We start from the raw sequence: 15,874 nt of genomic DNA, 5'->3' as shown, positions 1-15,874 counted from the left end.
CGAATCCGACATTTCCCGCACCTCTTGCGGCGAGAGGCGGCGGAATCGTTTCATATCGGAAACGGTTTGCGCCCGACGGCTCCCATGGAACCCGAAAGGGGGAGGTCCCGTTGGCAGGTCAGAAGGCGGCGACAGATCGCCCGCCGGGATCCTCCCGGCTCCTGAAAGGAGGAAAAGAATGACACGGATTTTCACCACGCTTCTGACCACCACCATGCTGGCCGGTGCCCCCGCGCTCGCCGCGACCGATACCGCCGACACCAGCAGCGCAGGCAACAACATCTGCGAGAACGCCTTCAACTGGGGCGACACCGATGAGAACGCCAAGCTGACCCGCGCCGAGATCGAGGACATGCGCGATCAGGATTACGGCGCCCTCGACGCCAACTCAGACGGCGAGATCACCAAGCAGGAATATGTCGACTGCCTCGGCAAGTCCGAGAAGATGACCCGCGACGCCGCCGAAACCGGCCAGGAGCAGGGCAAGTACAACATGGCCGACTGGTCGCACCTCGCCGATGACGACACGTCCGAACTCAGCGCCGAAGACTGGGCCGACCAGGCACAGACCGCCTGGGAAGACGGCGACACCGAGACCCAGGACGCCATGAGCTATGGCGGCTCCGACTCGGAAACCAGCGAGGAATTCGCCCGCGCCGCCACCCAGCGTTTCAAGATGCACGACACCAACGGCGACGGCATCATCACGGCCAGCGAGTACGAGACCGACGTCTCCGAAACCAGCTTCGACGATCAGGCCATCCAGGCCCGCTTCGACGAGCTCGACGCCGACAGCAGCGGCGGCATTTCCCCGCAGGAATACCGCGGCGCCGGCGTCTGGGCGGCCCAGCCGGCCGGCCTGAAGGCCGAAGGCGGCTCGAACGCCACGACCGGTGGCGACGCCGCCAGTGGCGGCAGCTCGGCCAGCGCCAAGGACTATGTCGATGGTGAGAACAACACCAGCGTCGCGGCCGACGGCCTGTCCGACAACGCCGATACGACCGGCGGCGTAAGCGCGGCCAACAACGCCGCCGATGGCACGACCCAGGGCACCGGCAGCTCGGCCGAAGCCGACACCGACATGACCGCGAATGAAGACCAGGCGGCCAACGACCAGGGCGAAGCCTATGTCGTGCCGGTCTACCACTACTACATCCGGGTCATGTAACCCCCTGACGACCCGATGAAAAAGCCCGCCGCGATCCCTCGCGGCGGGCTTTCCCCTTGTGTGTCAACCGGGCAGAAGCTTCAGCCCAGCGCCTCGTCACACCGCTTGCAGGTGCCCGGATGCTTATGCGTACCCACGTCCGGCAGGATCTTCCAGCACCGCTGGCACTTCTCGCCCTCGGCCTTCTCGAACACCACCGTCACACCCTCGACCTCTGGCAGACGATACGCCTCCGCCGGGCTCGGGTCGCCGGTCAGCCAGATCGCCGAGGTGATGCAGATATCCTCGAAATTCACCGATTTCAGCACCTTCAGCATCTCGGAATCCTCGACATGCACCACCGGCGCGGCCTCCAGGCTCGCCCCTATCACCTTGTCGGTCCGCTGCACCTCCAGGGCCGCAGTCACCACGCGCCGCGCCCGCCGCACCTGCGCCCATTTCGCCGCCAGCGGCTCGTCGATCCAGTCCGCCGGCGTCTCGGGGATATCCACCAGGTGCACCGAGCTCTCCTCGCCCGGGAACCGCTCCAGCCAGACCTCTTCCATGGTGAACACCAGCACCGGCGCCAGCCACGTGGTCAGCCGGTGGAACAGGATATCCATCACCGTCCTTGCCGCCCGCCGCCGCTGCGTGTCGCCGTCGCAGTAAAGCGCATCCTTCCGGATATCGAAGTAGAACGCGCTCAGCTCCACCGTGGCAAAGTTGAACAGCGCCTGGAACACGCCCTGGAAGTCATACTCGGCATAGCCCGTCCGCACCTTGTGATCGAGCTCCGCCAACCGGTGCAGCACCCAGCGCTCCAGTTCCGGCATATCGGCCGGATCAACCCGATCCTCTTCGCTGAAATGGCTCAGCGCCCCCAGCATGAACCGCATCGTGTTGCGCAGCCGCCGATAGCCATCCGCCACGCCCTTCAGGATCTCCGGCCCGATCCGCAAATCGGCGGTATAATCCGACTGCGCCACCCAAAGCCGCAGGATATCCGCGCCATACTGCTTCACCACCTCCTCGGGCGCCACCGTGTTGCCCAACGACTTGGACATCTTGTTGCCCTTCTCGTCGAGCGTGAAGCCGTGGGTCAGCACCCCGCGATAAGGCGCGTGCCCGATCGTCCCGCAGGCCTGCAGCATCGAGGAATGGAACCACCCCCGGTGCTGGTCGGTCCCTTCGAGGTAGAGGTCGGCCATCCCGTCCTCGCTGCCATCCTCCCGGTCGCGCAGCACGAAGGCATGGGTCGATCCGGAATCGAACCAAACGTCGAGAATGTCGTCGACCTTCTCCCACTCGCTGGGGTCATAGTCATTCCCCAGGAACCGTTCCTTGGCGCCGGGCTTGTACCACGCATCCGCGCCCTCTGCCTCGAACGCCTCCAGGATCCGCGCGTTGACGCGTTCGTCGCGCAGCAGGAACTCCGGATCGGTCGGCATCGCCCCCGCCTTCTTGAAGCAGGTCAGCGGCACACCCCAGGCCCGTTGCCGGGACAACACCCAGTCCGGCCTTGCCTCGATCATCGAATACAGCCGGTTCCGCCCCGTCTTCGGCGTCCACTTCACCTGGTCGATCGACGTCAGCGCGCGCTCGCGGATCGTGGTGCCGCACGCGTCCTGCCCGTCGCCGACGGCCCGGTCGATCGCCGCAAACCACTGCGGCGTGTTGCGGTAGATCACCGGCGCCTTCGACCGCCACGAATGCGGGTAGGAGTGCTTGATCTTGCCCCGCGCCAGCAAGCCGCCCACTTCGACCAGCTTGTCGATGATGGCCTTGTTGGCATTGCCCTCCTTGCCCTTCCGGTTGAGGATCTCGGTGCCCCCGAAGAACGGCAGGTCCTCGCGGAAGGTGCCGTCATCCAGCACGTTATAGGTGATCACCTGCTCGAGCATCCCCAGCCCGCGATAGAGCTCATATTCCTCCATCCCGTGGCTCGGCGCGCAATGCACGAACCCGGTGCCTTCCTCGTCCGTGACGAAATCGGCCGCACGGAAATCACGCAGATCATCCCACTCGCCGTTCGACCCCTCGGCCCCGGCCAGCGGATGCTTCAGGCTCAGCCCCGACAATTCCTCGGCACTCACATCCCGCACGCGTTTCCACATGTCGGGCTCGAGCCTTGCCCGGCCCATCACGTCGCCCGCCAGCTTGTCGGCCAGGATGAACCGGTCACCCACGTTCGCCCAGCACTGCTCCGGCGTACCAGTGACCTCGTAAAGGCCATAGGCGAAGTCCTCGCCATAAACGACAGCCTTGTTGCTCGGGATCGTCCACGGCGTCGTCGTCCAGATCACCACACTCGCGCCCTGCAACTCGCCCTCGGTCGCCACCTCGAACTTCACCCAGATCGTGAAGCTCTCCTTGTCGTGATACTCCACCTCCGCCTCGGCCAGCGCGGTCTTCTCCACAGGCGACCACATCACCGGCTTCGAGCCCTGGTACAGCGTCCCGTTCATCAGGAACTTCTGGAACTCCTCCGCGATGATCCGCTCGGCCCGGAAATCCATCGTCAGGTAGGGCTTCGACCATTTCCCGGTCACGCCCAGCCGCTTGAACTCGTCCCGCTGTACGTCGATCCAGCCCTCGGCGAACTTCCGGCATTCCTGCCGGAAATCGACGATATCGACCTTGTCCTTGCTCTCGCCCTTGGCGCGGTACTGCTCCTCGATCTTCCACTCGATCGGCAGGCCGTGACAATCCCAGCCGGGGATGTAACGCGCATCGCGCCCCATCATCTGCTGGCTGCGCACCACCATGTCCTTCAGGATCTTGTTCAGCGCGTGCCCGATATGCAGATGCCCGTTGGCGTAAGGAGGGCCATCATGCAGGGTGAACGGTGTCCGGTCCCCCTCGACCACGGCCTTGTCCCGCAGGCGGGTGTAGATGCGCAGAGCGTTCCAGCGCTCCAGCCACTCGGGCTCGCGCTTGGGCAGGCCGGCGCGCATCGGGAAATCGGTTTTCGGCAGGTTCAGCGTGTCTTTGTATTCGGGCATGTCGGCACACATGGGTGACGTCCTTTGTCACTTGGGTGGTCTCAGGTCTGGATGAGGGGGCGGCGCGGCTTGCCATGCGCCTTGTCCCGGCGGCTCGTCAGTCTCAGAGCGCCGGGCATGTAATTCGAATGATGATCGCGAACAGGTGCATCATGGGGCGGGTTATAGGCCGCGCGCCCGGCGGCGTCCAGAGCCGAGGCGCCGCAGCCCTTGCAGCCATCCCCTGCCGACACGAGATACACCCCGGCCCCCGCTTCATCTTTCCAAAAATACTCAAATCCCGTCCCCGCCAGCGCCGCCACGCTCGCCGCCGGCACCCGCCCTCCACGCGCCCGTTTTCCGCGCGGAAAACGACCCGGAAAATGCGCATTTTCCAGCCCCGGAATTCGCGCGAATTCCGCACCACCCAACCTCACCGCCCGCGACGGAAAATTCGAATTTTCCGACCCGGAATTTTCCAAAATTCCGCCCCACCCCTGTTGCGCCCGACACAACATCTCGCCCGTTGCGCCCGGAACGCCACATCAACCCATCGCTCCACAGCCCCCGACACCGACGCGATACCGACGAAATACCGACGTGATACCGACGTCGGCCTCCCTTCAAAACAAGGCCGTTAACCTTCGAATCGCCCCCAGCCCTTGCAACTCCCCGCCGCCACGGTCAAATCTCCCCCATGACCACCGCCCTGCCCCCGCGCTTCGACATCACCCGCCCCGAGATCGAGCGGGTCGTGGCGGTCTTCTACGACCGCATCCGCCACCATCCCGGCCTGGGCCCCGTCTTCGCCAGGCACGTCACCGACTGGCCCGCCCACGAGGCCAAGGTCGCCGCATTCTGGGCCAACACCATCCTGCACGAGCGCGGCTATGACGGCACCCCCGTCGCCGCCCATGTCAACGCCGGCAACGTCCGCCCCGGCATGTTCTCCACCTGGCTCGCGCTCTTCGACATCGTCCTGAACGCCGAACTCCGCCCCGACCAGGCCGCCGCGTGGTCGGCCCTCGCCCACCGCATCGGCCGCTCCCTCCGCGCCAGCGTGACCGAGCGCGAAACCCACGAAGGCGGCATCCCCAAGCTGCGCTAGCGCCCGTAGGGTGGGGGCCAACCCACCGGAATCCGGAACCTATCCGCCCTGCCCGAACAGCCCCGTCAGCGCCCGCCGCACCAGCGACGTCACCGAGGGCCGCGCCACCCGCGCGAACGGCAGCGGCCGGCACACCTCCATCGCCGCCACGCCGACCCTTGCCGTCAGCGCCCCGTTCACCACCCCCTCGCCGAACCGGCGCGACAGCCGCGACAGCATCCCGCCGCCGGCGATCGAGCCCAGCATATCGTCGCCAACGGCAACCGCCCCCGTCGCCACCAGGTGCGTCATCACCGCCCGTGCCAGCCGCCAGCTTCCCAGCGTGCCCGACCGCCCGCCATAGACCTCGGCAATCCGCCGGATCATCCGCAGGTTCGCCGTCAGCGCCGCCACGACATCGGCCAGCGCCAGCGGCACCACCGCCGTCACCGCCGCCACCTGCCGCGCCGCCGCCTCGACCTCGCGCGTGGCCACCGCATCCAAAGGCCCCAGCAACTCCGTCTCCGCCACGCCCAGCAACGCCGCAGCGTCGAACTGGTCCGCCTGCGCCTCGGCCAGCCGCTCCCGCCCCCAGCGCGTATCCTCGCGCCCCGAATAAAGCGCCACCAGCCCCCGCGTCACCTCGCGCGCCTTGCCAAGGTCATCGCCCGCCAGCGCCTCCTCGGCCTTGCGGAACAGCGTATCCAGCCGCCCCAGCCGCGCAAACGCCGCCAGCTCCTTCACCGCGATCGCCAGCAAAAGCACCAGCACCGCCACGATCAGCGCCGAAATCCCATAGCCCACCACCGGCCACCGCCCGATCAGCCCCATGGCGAAATCCCAAGCCGCCACCGACAGCACGGCCCCCAGCAGCGTCAGCAACAGCCCCCAGAACCACCGGGCCAGCCGCGACGGCCGCCGTGCCGCCAGCGTCGCCACGGTCAGCATCGCCCGCCCCTCCGGGGCGTCCGGCATCTCCGGGTCCGGCACCGGCGGCGCGGCATCCGGGCCCGGTGCCGCGTCGGTTTCGTCAAGGTCAAAGAGGATAGGGCCCTTCGTCATAGCCGGTCTCCGAAAAGGAACTGCGCCGCCCGGTCGAGCCGGATATGCGGCGGCCCATCGCCGGGCCGCAATGTCAGCGGCGCCGGCGCGAACCGCATCACCTGGTAATCGGCATCGAGCCACTTTTCCGCCCCCTCGCGCGCCGGGTTCAACAGCCGCGCCGGATCGTCCGGCAATGCGCCCGGATAGAACGCCGCCTGCTTCCCGCGCGACCCGTCCTCGTTCAACAACGTCCCGCGCACGCACTCCACCGTTCCGCCCTCATGCGGCCTTGTCTCCTCGGTCGTTGCCCGCAAGGCGGCAATCGCCATCGCCCGCGTCTCGGCCCCGGCGAAATCCGCCCGGTCCCTTGCCTCGCGCATCAGCGCCGACATGATCCCGGCCAGCGCCCCGTGCTGGGTATGATGCAGATGGTCCGCCTTGGTCGCGGCGAACAGGATCTTTTCCACACGCCGCCCCCGCAGCAGCCGGCTCAGAAACGCATTCCGACCCGGCCGGAAGGCGCCGAGGATATCCGCCATCGCCTGCCGCATATCCTCCACTGCCGCCGGCCCCCGGTGGATCGCGCCCAGCACGTCGACCAGCACGACCTGCCGGTCGATCCGGGCAAAGTGATCGCGGAAGAACGGCGTCACCACGCGCGACTTATACGCCTCGAACCGCCGCTCCATCTCGCGCCAGAGCGACTTGCGCGGCGTGGTCCCGGGCTTGGGCAACGGCGCAAAGGTCAACACCGGCGAACCCTCCAAATCCCCCGGCAACAGGAACCGCCCCGGCGTGCAATCCGAATACCCCGCGCCCCGCGCCTGCGTCAGGTACGCCGTGTAGGCCCGTGCCAGCGCCTGCGCCCTGGGCTCTTCCAAGGGCTCGGCCCCATCCGTCTCCTTGGCCAAGGCAAGGTACTCCGCCCCCTCGCCCCGGCCCTCCAGCCGCGTCAGCATCTCCGCCGACCACGTGGCGAAATCCTTGTCCATCAACCCGAGATCGAGCAGCCACTCGCCGGGGTAGTCCACGATATCCAGGTGCACCGTCCTTGGCCCCGAAAACCCCGAAAGCAAACCGGAGGGCCGCACCCTTAACGACAACCGCAATTCCGACACCGCCCGCGTGCTGTCGGGCCAGTGCGGCGCGGCCCCGGTCAGCGCCCCAAGATGCGTCTCGTAATCGAACCGCGGCACCGTGTCGTCCGGTTGAGGCTGCAAAAACGCCGCCGATATCCGCCCGTCACCGGCGGCCACCAGCCCCGGCATCCGCCCCCGGTCCATCAGGTTGGCCACAAGCGAGGTGATAAACACCGTCTTGCCCGCCCGCGACAGCCCGGTCACCCCCAGCCGGATCACCGGCTCGAAAAACGTCTCGGAAATCGTGTCCGACACGCCTTCGATCCCGCGTGTCAGCCCGTCTGCGATGGAGGAAATGACCAATGGGCCTGCCCTTGTCTGCCTGTCCGTTCACTGTCTTGCGTCAAGATAGACACCACGGCGGGCACTTGCCAGTGGGGGCGTTGCATCCGGCACCGTGCGCTGGGGGAGGAAACGGTCAACAGCCCTTGCCTAGAAAGCACCCCATCGACCGTGCCATCGCGGCGAGCCCAGCTAGCGCAAAAGCCCCCGCCGTTAACCTTTCGTCAAGGGATTGTCCGAAACCCGCCCCCGCGCTAAGAGCCGCGTCATGCCACGCTACGCGCTCAAGGTCGAATATAACGGCGCCCCCTTTGCCGGCTGGCAAAGGCAGGCCGACCAGCCCTCGGTGCAGGGCGCGATCGAGACGGCGCTCGACCGCCTCGAACCCGGCCCGCACACCGTCGCCGCCGCCGGCCGCACCGATGCCGGCGTCCACGCGCTCGGCCAGGTCGCCCATTGCGACCTCGCCAAGGACTGGGACCCGTTCCGCCTCTCCGAGGCCCTCAACTACCACCTGAAACCGCAACCCGTCGCCATCCTCGCCTGCGCCCGGGTTGACGACGACTGGCACGCCCGATTCTCCGCCACCGAGCGCCGTTACCTCTTCCGCCTCCTCATGCGCCGTGCCCCCGCCACCCATGACAAGGGGCTCGTCTGGCACGTCCGCAACCCGCTGGACCTCGACAGCATGCGCGAGGGCGCGGCCCACCTCATCGGCCACCACGACTTCACCACCTTCCGCTCCACCATCTGCCAGGCGAAAAGCCCGGTCAAAACCCTCGACGAGATCACCATCGAACCCGCGACAGGCCTCTCCGGCCCCGAATTTCACTTCCGCCTCCGCGCCCGATCCTTCCTGCACAACCAGGTCCGCTCCATCGTCGGCACGCTGGAACGCGTTGGCGCCGGCGCCTGGGCGCCCGCCGATGTCGCCACCGCGCTGGCCGCCCGCGACCGCGCCGCCTGCGGGCCGGTCTGCCCGCCCCACGGTCTCTACCTCGCCGAGGTGCGCTACCCGGACGATCCCTTCGCGTGATTAGCCTTTGATCTTGCCCCGAGGGGCGGCTAAACGAGACCCCAGCGGTCCCGTAGCTCAACTGGATAGAGCAGCTGACTTCTAATCAGCAGGTTCGGGGTTCGAGTCCTCGCGGGATCGCCAACCATACCGATTAGTCTCCTTTTTTCAGTGCTTTATGCGCATCTTTGGCGAACCTATTCCGCAGGTTCACCACGTTTTGTTCACCATTCGGCCTTGCGATGAGCTTGCCAAATGCAGAGTCGGCCATGCCTCCGCGCTGCGCCTCCGCGGTGTATCTTTGAACCTCGGCCAGGGTCTTGTGCCCGGTCACAGCGCCGATTTCGTGGGCGGTGGCTCCAGCCTCTGCCAGACGCCGGGCGCAGGCTTTACGCAGACCATGAGCGCTGCACAGCGGCAAGCCGGCCTCATCGCACCATTCGCGCATCATATTGCCCAGTCCGTTCGGCGAGCGGGACGCGCCCCGATTGGTCTGCAGGAAGGTCAGAGCATCGCGCGGGCAGTCTGCCATCACCTCGGCGAGGTCCGGGTGTATCGGCATGGAAACGGCCGAGCCCGTCTTGCTGCGCCGATATTCGAGCCGCTCGCCCTTCACGTTCTGCCATCCGAGTGCCACGGCATCGACACGCGCCGCGCCCGTATAAAGCATGAGCGTTACCGCCCTGTGTGCGAGCGTGCCAGGCTGATGCACTTCGAAGAAGCGGGCAATCTCGCCCTCGTCCCACGTGTGATGCCCGCCGCTGTCGAGCCGGTAGGGTTTCGTTGCACGGACCGGATTGTCCGGGCGCCAATCGAGCGAAACGGCATGATCCAGCAACGTAATAAGCCGCTTTCGAAGGTTGTTCGCGGCGGCCGGTGTCTCGGACTTCTCAGCGAGGATCTTCTGTACGTGCCGACGCTGCATCAGCTTAACCGGCTTGTCGCCGTGCTTTTGCCGGAAACGCTCAATCACGCCGCGATAGGTGCGCTTCGTGCTGTCGGATAGTCCGAGGAAATCGGGCGAGCGATAGTAGGACGCGACAAGCGCCGAGACAGAGCCCGGCCGCGTGCGTTCCACGCCTACAAGGCCGCGTGTCCGGTGCCCTTCCACTGCGGCTTCATACCGGCGCTGGAAGTCGTCTGAGCCGTAGTCGGAGCCAAGTTCGGCGGAGAACCCACCTTTACGAAAGCGCCAGCGCCGCCGTCCGTGGCGGTCCGTGTAGGGCGATGCGCCCGGATATTGCTTCCGATGCTTCATCCGGCATCCCATGGGTTCGCATCGTCGCTGGCCGCGTTGTCGGTCGTGAAGATCACCACCTTGCCGTCACGGCTGATTTCCGTCCGCGCCACCGGAATGCCTGCATCCCGATACGCTTTCAGGTATCGGGTAAGCTCGGCTTGGGTGATGGTGGTTCGGCGTGCGGGCATACTTTACTCGTCAGGATGGGAAACGGATATCTCTGTGTCGGACAAAAAGTCCCGCGCCTTTGCCAGAGCCTCGACAACCTCCGGCTTACCGCTTTTAACATAGAGATTTATAGCCATTCGCAGGACCATTGTTCCTATAGGTAGGATCAACGCGGCATCGCCTGTCCACGCTTCGACGTTCCCATCTTCAAAAAGATGGCTCACACCATTCCCGTTCTGTCTGTCAAACCTGATGATTGCGCCCAATTGGTAAGGCTCATTCAGGATACTGCTGTGGACCCAGCCGGCGTACGCTTCGGGGAAACCCTCACCCACCCTTGGCTCAAGCGGGAAATGGTTTTCAAGGAGGCGGTCTTGGATGAGATTGTATACGAGTTGATAACCCGTGAAAGATACGGCCGCCCGCTGGCGGTCATCTCCGTCCCTAATCGCCAATGCTTGATTGCGCGCGATTCGCGTTCGCAGGGTATTCGGCCTCATCCGCAAAAGTGTTGCCGCTTCTGCAGAACCGACGAGGCCAACATGCCAATTTTCGCTTAGGTATTTCAGCGCCTCACGCTTCATTAGATCACCACATTAAGTTTCATTGAAATCTAATATAGATGCAAAGAGCCTTATGGTCAATAACGAATGCCGGGGCAAAGCCCCGGCAATCAACTTGCTCTTAATTTCCGTCTGCCTTCTGGTGTGTGTCCTGCGCCGGTGGCGTCATTTCACGCACCACCTCCCATTCGGCCTCATGCAACTCCGCCGCCTTGTGTGCCTTCTCGCGGGCAACCTCCAACACGGCCATTAGCTGCATTGCCTCCGGCTCAGACGTTCCGAGCGTGTTGCTATCCATCGCCAAGTCATAGAGCGCGTCGAGCAAGTTGCTTGTCAGGCCCAGCACTTGGTTGGTGCCGTTGAACGCTTCTGAATATGGGCTTGTCACGCTGCACCTCCAGTTGCCGGTGTCTCCAATTCGTCCATAAGTGGAAGAACATCGGCCAGAAGCTTTTCGGCAAGCTCCAAGCCGGCAGTCGGAAAGTGCCGCTGCGTGAACATCTTGCCCGGATTGCACCTCGAATCCTCAGCGAGGATGCTGTGCTGTATGATGCTCATAGCGGCGATGATCTTTTCCTGCGGGGTCATGTCACTGAGTTCTTCACGCATTTTGTCTCTCCTGTTTCTCAAGCTTCTCCAGATCATCGGCAATCGCATCGGCTCGCCGCCGCAGGTCTTCAAAGATTGCTGGCAGAGAGTTGTTGGCCATCTTCGTCAGGGGGTCTTCCTCGGCCCCGTCCGAAGCTTGTTCGGTCAGCACCTCAGCACCGCCGATCAGCCCGGCCAGGTAAACCGCCTCAAGTTGCAGGTCGGAAATTGTCTTGATCATTGTTTCAGTCTCCGGATTGGGTTAATATCAGTCACCATGTCAGATTCTAAATCTGACTTCAAGTCGGACTTAATATGTCACCAGAACAATGCCGCGCGGCCCGCGCCATCTTGAACCTAGAACAATCGGAGGTGGCGAAGGCTGCCAGTATCGCGCGCGCGACGTTGATTGACTACGAAAAAGGGTCGCGTGTCCCGCGACAGAAAACGATCGCTGCAATCCGCTCCGCCCTCGAAGCCGCCGGGGTAGAGTTCATCGAGAAAAATGGCGGCGGGCCAGGCGTGAGGCTTCGAAAAGGGTAGTTCGCACTTCCAAAGAACGGAATTGGACGGCGCCTGCCCGGAAGTGAAAAGTCGCGACTGTGAATTTACAGTGCTAATCTTCAGAGGTCGGCATTTATTGAGGGCCAAAGCATGAAAAATTCGCAGCTTGGAATTATTGTTGGAGCAGTTGCCTTCGGCGCAGGAGCAATCATTTTTATTCCTCAATGGCAGGAACAGCGCCAGCTAGAACGCGATCAGAGCACCACATGCATAATTTACAGGAGTGCAATAGGATTAGCTCGAGAATACCTTGAGATGAACAGGGATGAAAAAGCTATTGAGCAATTAACACGTGCAAAAAAGCTTCAGCGTGAAGGCAGTTGCACGGACATACTATAGCAACACGCGAAAGATCGAGCACCGAATAGTCACGGTCAATCGCGGGGGTATATGGGCAACGTTAGGCGCTGAAAGGAGATCGATGGACGGGCTTACGGATAAGGAACGCAAGGTGTTGGGTTGCTTTTCAGGTGGTTGCGAAAGTATCGGAAAGGTACGCGGTATTAGCGATAGCGTATGGTTTGCACTTCAGGAAAAGGGCCTGATCGAGAACTGCGATTGTTGTGATGACTCGCGAAGTTTCGTCATTACTGCGAAGGGCAGCGAAGCTAACAAGTAGGGCCGAGGCTTCCCGCCCCGGCCCATTTTGGCGCCACGCGGTGGGAAGAACCGCTGCACCGTGTCGGGGTTTTTCGGCACTTTCCGACTGATCCGGGTCTTTTGCGGGACAGAATGAGGTAGAGTATCCCGCGGGCGACCAACCCTATTCCCAGTCTATGAATTTCAGACTGTTTTCGACTTGCTGAGGATCGAGGCCCGCTTCCTTGGCCTGCGCCATTGCCTGCACCATGCCCGCGAACGCGCGCGCCCGCCCCCCTGCATCGAACGCCTGAGCCGGCCGCACCAAGTCGATCTTAATCGGGGCACCAAACTTCTCCGTCGCTTCCTCGGCCATTAGCATCGCGATCGGCTGCAAAACGAGCTGCGCCAAATGCCTCTGAGCCTCGCGCACCATCGGGCCGGTTGCCGTTGAAGACACCAAACCAGGCAGCACGCCAAAGACATTCAGAATTGAGTTGCGTGCCGCGTCCAAAGACTCGCGCGTCATGGCCTTGCTTAAATCCGGAGACACATCCGAAGCCCGCCAATCCTGTTGGGGCGCAGGGCCACCGGCCGAAACCACGTTAACGCTCTCTCGGATCAACACTCTACCCCGCTTGCCGCGAAACTGACTGCCCAATTTATCCATGTCGGTCTCGGTCGATTCAGGGAACGGCACAATCTGCGAGCCGAGCGGAGCATTCTCGTAGACTTCGCTAAGCGCCGTTTCGATAGCCTGCAGCCATCCTGCCGTGAGTTGCGCACGTCTCAGCGGCGCAGAACCGGCCCACGGTGCCACGCCATCAACACCGGTTCGGAAGTGCAACACTTCTGCCGCCAACGCTGTCTCGGTGTTACCGCCACCAATTTCGGACATGCTGACACGATACGCGCGCGGCACTCCGTCCCGAGTGCGCAAATCCCAATCGGCGCACGGCACGACCTGACCCGTATCACGGATGAGGAATACGGCCTCGCCCCGAAGAGCCAGGGCACGGCCCGCCATCGCCATGTGCTGGCGACTCAATAATGGCGCGCCATCTACATCTGCGAGCGCGAAACCACCCTCCCAGAGGGACACGCACGCCTGCACCGTGCCCGTGAGTTCTGCAATACCACGCCTACCACTAACGTAGGATTCCCGTGCTGCCATGAGTTCGGCGGTAAAGCCAGACATAGCGGAACGCTTTTCCGTCTCCGGTTCAACTCGTTTAGAAAAGGGCCACATTTCAAACTCTCCTATATTTGCGCAGCAGGTCAGCCGCGCCGCTATGTTGCAGCGCACGAGCAAGCCAGTTTACTGGACGTTGGAATTGCATTGCGACCGGACCGACCGAATAGTTTTCTGTGGTGGATCCAGCGTATTCACCCGATGAGTCGGCCATGTACTCGGCCAAGCGCCTGAATGCCTGGTTAACATCTTCAGGCACGTCCGCGCCGCCTACGTTCGCTGTGAAGCGATATGGTCCTGGTCCCGTAAGTTCATAACCGCCGAGCGGGCTGGCATTGAGCGAGGTGCTACTCCACGCAAAGTCCTGCCATACTTCCACGGCTGTGATCGTGGCCGGCCCCAATGAAGGCTCCCAGTTGCCCGGTCCTTCCACGACCCATTTCACTTCACGCTCTGTCCATCGGTAGGCGATGTATCCCTCGATCCGTTGCCAGATCATATCGCTGTTGAGCGTCATGGCAGCGTCAGATAACCCCGAAGGTGGCGCTGGATAACTTGCCGGTGTGGCCTCTGTTCTGTCGAGAACTTCAACCATCACAACCTCCATCTGTTCAAGTGATTGACCAGCGGCCGATGTCCGGCAGCTTCAGACGCGGCCCAAGTGCGGGCTTCAATCTGAGCCTCGTCATAGGCGGGACGCGTAACCGCGCTGATCTCATAGAGAAGCGCCTGATTGACAGTGCGGATAATCGCCTCGCCTTCCTCGGGATCTTCTTCTTCGACTGTCTCGGCGTCGGGCACCGTGCGCGCCGGAGGAATGCGGAAACCAGGGGAAAGCCCCATAATCAGACCAGCCGTGAAGCCCGCGAGAAAGTCGCGAACATAGGTTACGTCCTGCATTTCTTCCGAGATTTCCGCTTCGAAAGTCAGAGCTTCATCGCTGTCATTCAGCAGCAAAGTGCCCGCACCCCGACTCGCAAGGGGCCGGTCATAGCTATGCCCAATTAGGAAATGAATGTCCTCGGTCGGAATATTGACGCGGTAAGCAAATGCGCGGGGTGCAATGACCTCTTTGCGCGGCCTGCCGGTGCGGCCCCCATCACTGAGGACCGCACGCTTATTGTAGGGAAAGCGGCCACGCAGCGCCAAAGCGCCGGATGCCCGCTTGCGGAGTTCCAGCCCGCCGCTATGGCCGCCGAACAGCATCAGTCTTGCACCCCAGTCAGCACTTCGAGCTGCGCCGGGCGGCTCACAGTCACGTCCATGGTCGCGAGCCCGGTAATCCGAAGCCCGCCCGATGCTGCATCGGTGTAGGGGTCGCGGATCATATCTACCGCGCCCCAAGTCGCCACCCAGAACGGGGGAACGCCGCCAGTCGTGGTCGTGAGCAGCGCCTTGGATGCCGTTGGCGAGCCGCTAGGTGCGGCAAGCGCATTCGGGGTCATCGAGACGTTCTGAGCCGGGATATGTTTCACCAGACGGTCCCATTCGGTGATGCCCGAGCCGCTGTCAAATACGGTGCCGTCCATTGCGTCCCAGATTTCCGGGCGGATCAGCATCCGCACAGCATTGGGCGAACCTGCCGCCGATGCCGTCATGAAACGGACCACCGCCGAGCGGAAGGCCGACCAGGACGCCGCTGCGTCAACAGCGGTTTCGGTGATGGAGTAACCAGAAGCTCCGGCAACAACCCCATCAGGCTCACCGCTCGCACCGCTACCGAGAAACACCACGCGATCAAGCTCTTGAGCAATGGCGCCATTCATGTCGCGCCGTACAGCCTGTTCAAGAGCCGCACCCGATTGTTTAAGAGACTTCCGGGTGATCTTCATCGTGATGCCCAGCGTGTGATCCGGGGCAAGCGGGCGGTCGGTCGTGGCGTAGGCGGTCGGCCCCGCTACGTCACCCGTTTCCGAAGTCTGCCAGCCTGCCGAAACGCTGGATGTGGTGACGGGATATTCAACCTCGCCCTGGCCCACATTGATCATCGCGCCCCCCATGCGGCCAGCGACCGATTGCGGAAAGAGCCGGTCAATGATCGGACGGGTTTGTACGGGATCGGGTGTGCCCGATGCGATCGTTTCGCCGGCTCGCTGTTCGAGCGCCTGCCATGGCACCGGAATGCCCTGATAGGTGCCTTGGCTCCGAAGCTCCTGCACAATCTCGGCCGTCTCACCGTCGATCTGGTGGCCATGGTCGAGAGCCGCCGCGACCTGGCGAACCTCGAAACGATAGTGTCCCATCGAATGGTGTAAGAGCGCCGACCTTCGGTAAGGCCCGAGCCT

The 15,874-nt window shown here is 63.3% G+C and carries 19 protein-coding genes and 1 tRNA gene; 6 read left to right on the top strand and 14 right to left on the bottom strand.

Annotated elements, in window-relative coordinates; all coding sequences use genetic code 11:
- The first annotated feature begins 178 nt into the window (after positions 1-178).
- Complete coding sequence (locus QUV18_RS21705) at positions 179-1,168, top strand: hypothetical protein (RefSeq protein WP_300896254.1); 990 nt, start codon at positions 179-181, stop codon at positions 1,166-1,168.
- Positions 1,169-1,248: 80 nt separating this feature from the next.
- Here the strand turns inward: QUV18_RS21705 and ileS are convergent, their stop codons facing one another.
- Entirely contained in the window at positions 1,249-4,161 is a 2,913-nt protein-coding gene (gene ileS, locus QUV18_RS21700) for an isoleucine--tRNA ligase (protein WP_300896253.1), read from the bottom strand.
- A gap of 29 nt (positions 4,162-4,190) precedes the next feature.
- Entirely contained in the window at positions 4,191-4,610 is a 420-nt protein-coding gene (locus tag QUV18_RS21695) for a hypothetical protein (protein WP_300896251.1), read from the bottom strand.
- A 215-nt stretch (positions 4,611-4,825) separates the two neighbouring features.
- Between QUV18_RS21695 and QUV18_RS21690 the strand changes: the two genes are divergently transcribed.
- Positions 4,826-5,236, top strand: a complete 411-nt coding sequence (locus tag QUV18_RS21690) for a group III truncated hemoglobin (protein WP_300896250.1) — start codon at positions 4,826-4,828, stop codon at positions 5,234-5,236.
- A 39-nt stretch (positions 5,237-5,275) separates the two neighbouring features.
- On the opposite strand, the gene QUV18_RS21685 is transcribed toward QUV18_RS21690, so the two are convergent.
- A complete protein-coding gene (locus tag QUV18_RS21685) occupies positions 5,276-6,277 on the bottom strand; it encodes a YcjF family protein (protein ID WP_300896249.1) in 1,002 nt (333 codons plus the stop codon).
- A complete protein-coding gene (locus QUV18_RS21680) occupies positions 6,274-7,701 on the bottom strand; it encodes a YcjX family protein (RefSeq protein WP_300896248.1) in 1,428 nt (475 codons plus the stop codon). Before QUV18_RS21680 ends, QUV18_RS21685 begins: the two co-directional genes overlap by 4 nt.
- Before the next feature lie 247 nt (positions 7,702-7,948).
- On the opposite strand from QUV18_RS21680, the gene truA reads away from it, so the two are divergent.
- A complete protein-coding gene (gene truA, locus QUV18_RS21675; RefSeq protein ID WP_300896247.1) occupies positions 7,949-8,716 on the top strand; it encodes a tRNA pseudouridine(38-40) synthase TruA in 768 nt (255 codons plus the stop codon).
- A gap of 46 nt (positions 8,717-8,762) precedes the next feature.
- Positions 8,763-8,839, top strand: a tRNA-Arg gene (locus QUV18_RS21670).
- 10 nt (positions 8,840-8,849) lie between these two features.
- On the opposite strand, the gene QUV18_RS21665 is transcribed toward QUV18_RS21670, so the two are convergent.
- The 6 genes from QUV18_RS21665 to QUV18_RS21640 form a co-directional block, all read right to left on the bottom strand.
- Positions 8,850-9,953 carry a tyrosine-type recombinase/integrase gene (locus QUV18_RS21665; protein ID WP_300896246.1) on the bottom strand — a complete coding sequence of 368 codons (1,104 nt, stop codon included), beginning with the start codon at positions 9,951-9,953 and terminating at the stop codon, positions 8,850-8,852.
- Positions 9,950-10,123, bottom strand: coding sequence for a hypothetical protein (locus tag QUV18_RS21660; RefSeq protein WP_300896245.1), 174 nt, complete (start codon positions 10,121-10,123; stop codon positions 9,950-9,952). The genes QUV18_RS21665 and QUV18_RS21660 overlap by 4 nt, the downstream gene beginning before the upstream one ends.
- A gap of 3 nt (positions 10,124-10,126) precedes the next feature.
- Entirely contained in the window at positions 10,127-10,687 is a 561-nt protein-coding gene (locus QUV18_RS21655; protein ID WP_300896244.1) for a hypothetical protein, read from the bottom strand.
- A gap of 100 nt (positions 10,688-10,787) precedes the next feature.
- Positions 10,788-11,054: a hypothetical protein gene (locus QUV18_RS21650; RefSeq protein WP_300896242.1), complete on the bottom strand. Its 267-nt coding sequence runs from the start codon at positions 11,052-11,054 to the stop codon at positions 10,788-10,790.
- Positions 11,051-11,275 carry a hypothetical protein gene (locus QUV18_RS21645; RefSeq protein ID WP_300896241.1) on the bottom strand — a complete coding sequence of 75 codons (225 nt, stop codon included), beginning with the start codon at positions 11,273-11,275 and terminating at the stop codon, positions 11,051-11,053. Before QUV18_RS21645 ends, QUV18_RS21650 begins: the two co-directional genes overlap by 4 nt.
- Positions 11,268-11,495 carry a hypothetical protein gene (locus tag QUV18_RS21640; protein ID WP_300896240.1) on the bottom strand — a complete coding sequence of 76 codons (228 nt, stop codon included), beginning with the start codon at positions 11,493-11,495 and terminating at the stop codon, positions 11,268-11,270. The genes QUV18_RS21645 and QUV18_RS21640 overlap by 8 nt, the downstream gene beginning before the upstream one ends.
- A 74-nt stretch (positions 11,496-11,569) precedes the next feature.
- Between QUV18_RS21640 and QUV18_RS21635 the strand changes: the two genes are divergently transcribed.
- Together QUV18_RS21635 and QUV18_RS21630 are read left to right on the top strand one after the other, a co-directional pair.
- Positions 11,570-11,797, top strand: a complete 228-nt coding sequence (locus QUV18_RS21635; RefSeq protein WP_300896239.1) for a helix-turn-helix transcriptional regulator — start codon at positions 11,570-11,572, stop codon at positions 11,795-11,797.
- A gap of 111 nt (positions 11,798-11,908) precedes the next feature.
- A complete protein-coding gene (locus QUV18_RS21630; RefSeq protein WP_300896238.1) occupies positions 11,909-12,157 on the top strand; it encodes a hypothetical protein in 249 nt (82 codons plus the stop codon).
- 424 nt (positions 12,158-12,581) lie between these two features.
- On the opposite strand, the gene QUV18_RS21625 is transcribed toward QUV18_RS21630, so the two are convergent.
- The 4 genes from QUV18_RS21625 to QUV18_RS21610 all read right to left on the bottom strand — a co-directional run.
- Positions 12,582-13,646: a phage portal protein gene (locus QUV18_RS21625; protein ID WP_300896237.1), complete on the bottom strand. Its 1,065-nt coding sequence runs from the start codon at positions 13,644-13,646 to the stop codon at positions 12,582-12,584.
- 1 nt (position 13,647) lies between these two features.
- The gene (locus tag QUV18_RS21620) at positions 13,648-14,184 is read right to left on the bottom strand and encodes a hypothetical protein (RefSeq protein ID WP_300896235.1); all 537 of its coding nucleotides are present in this window, start codon (positions 14,182-14,184) and stop codon (positions 13,648-13,650) included.
- Entirely contained in the window at positions 14,184-14,795 is a 612-nt protein-coding gene (locus QUV18_RS21615) for an HK97 family phage prohead protease (protein WP_300896234.1), read from the bottom strand. Before QUV18_RS21615 ends, QUV18_RS21620 begins: the two co-directional genes overlap by 1 nt.
- On the bottom strand, positions 14,795-15,874 hold a 1,080-nt coding region (locus QUV18_RS21610), incomplete at its 5' end, for a phage major capsid protein (RefSeq protein WP_300896232.1). The genes QUV18_RS21615 and QUV18_RS21610, both read right to left, overlap by 1 nt.

Origin of the sequence: Roseovarius sp. (genome assembly GCF_030373445.1) — a bacterium.
GTDB lineage: Bacteria > Pseudomonadota > Alphaproteobacteria > Rhodobacterales > Rhodobacteraceae > Roseovarius.
This window is presented reverse-complemented; position numbering and strand designations above follow the sequence as displayed.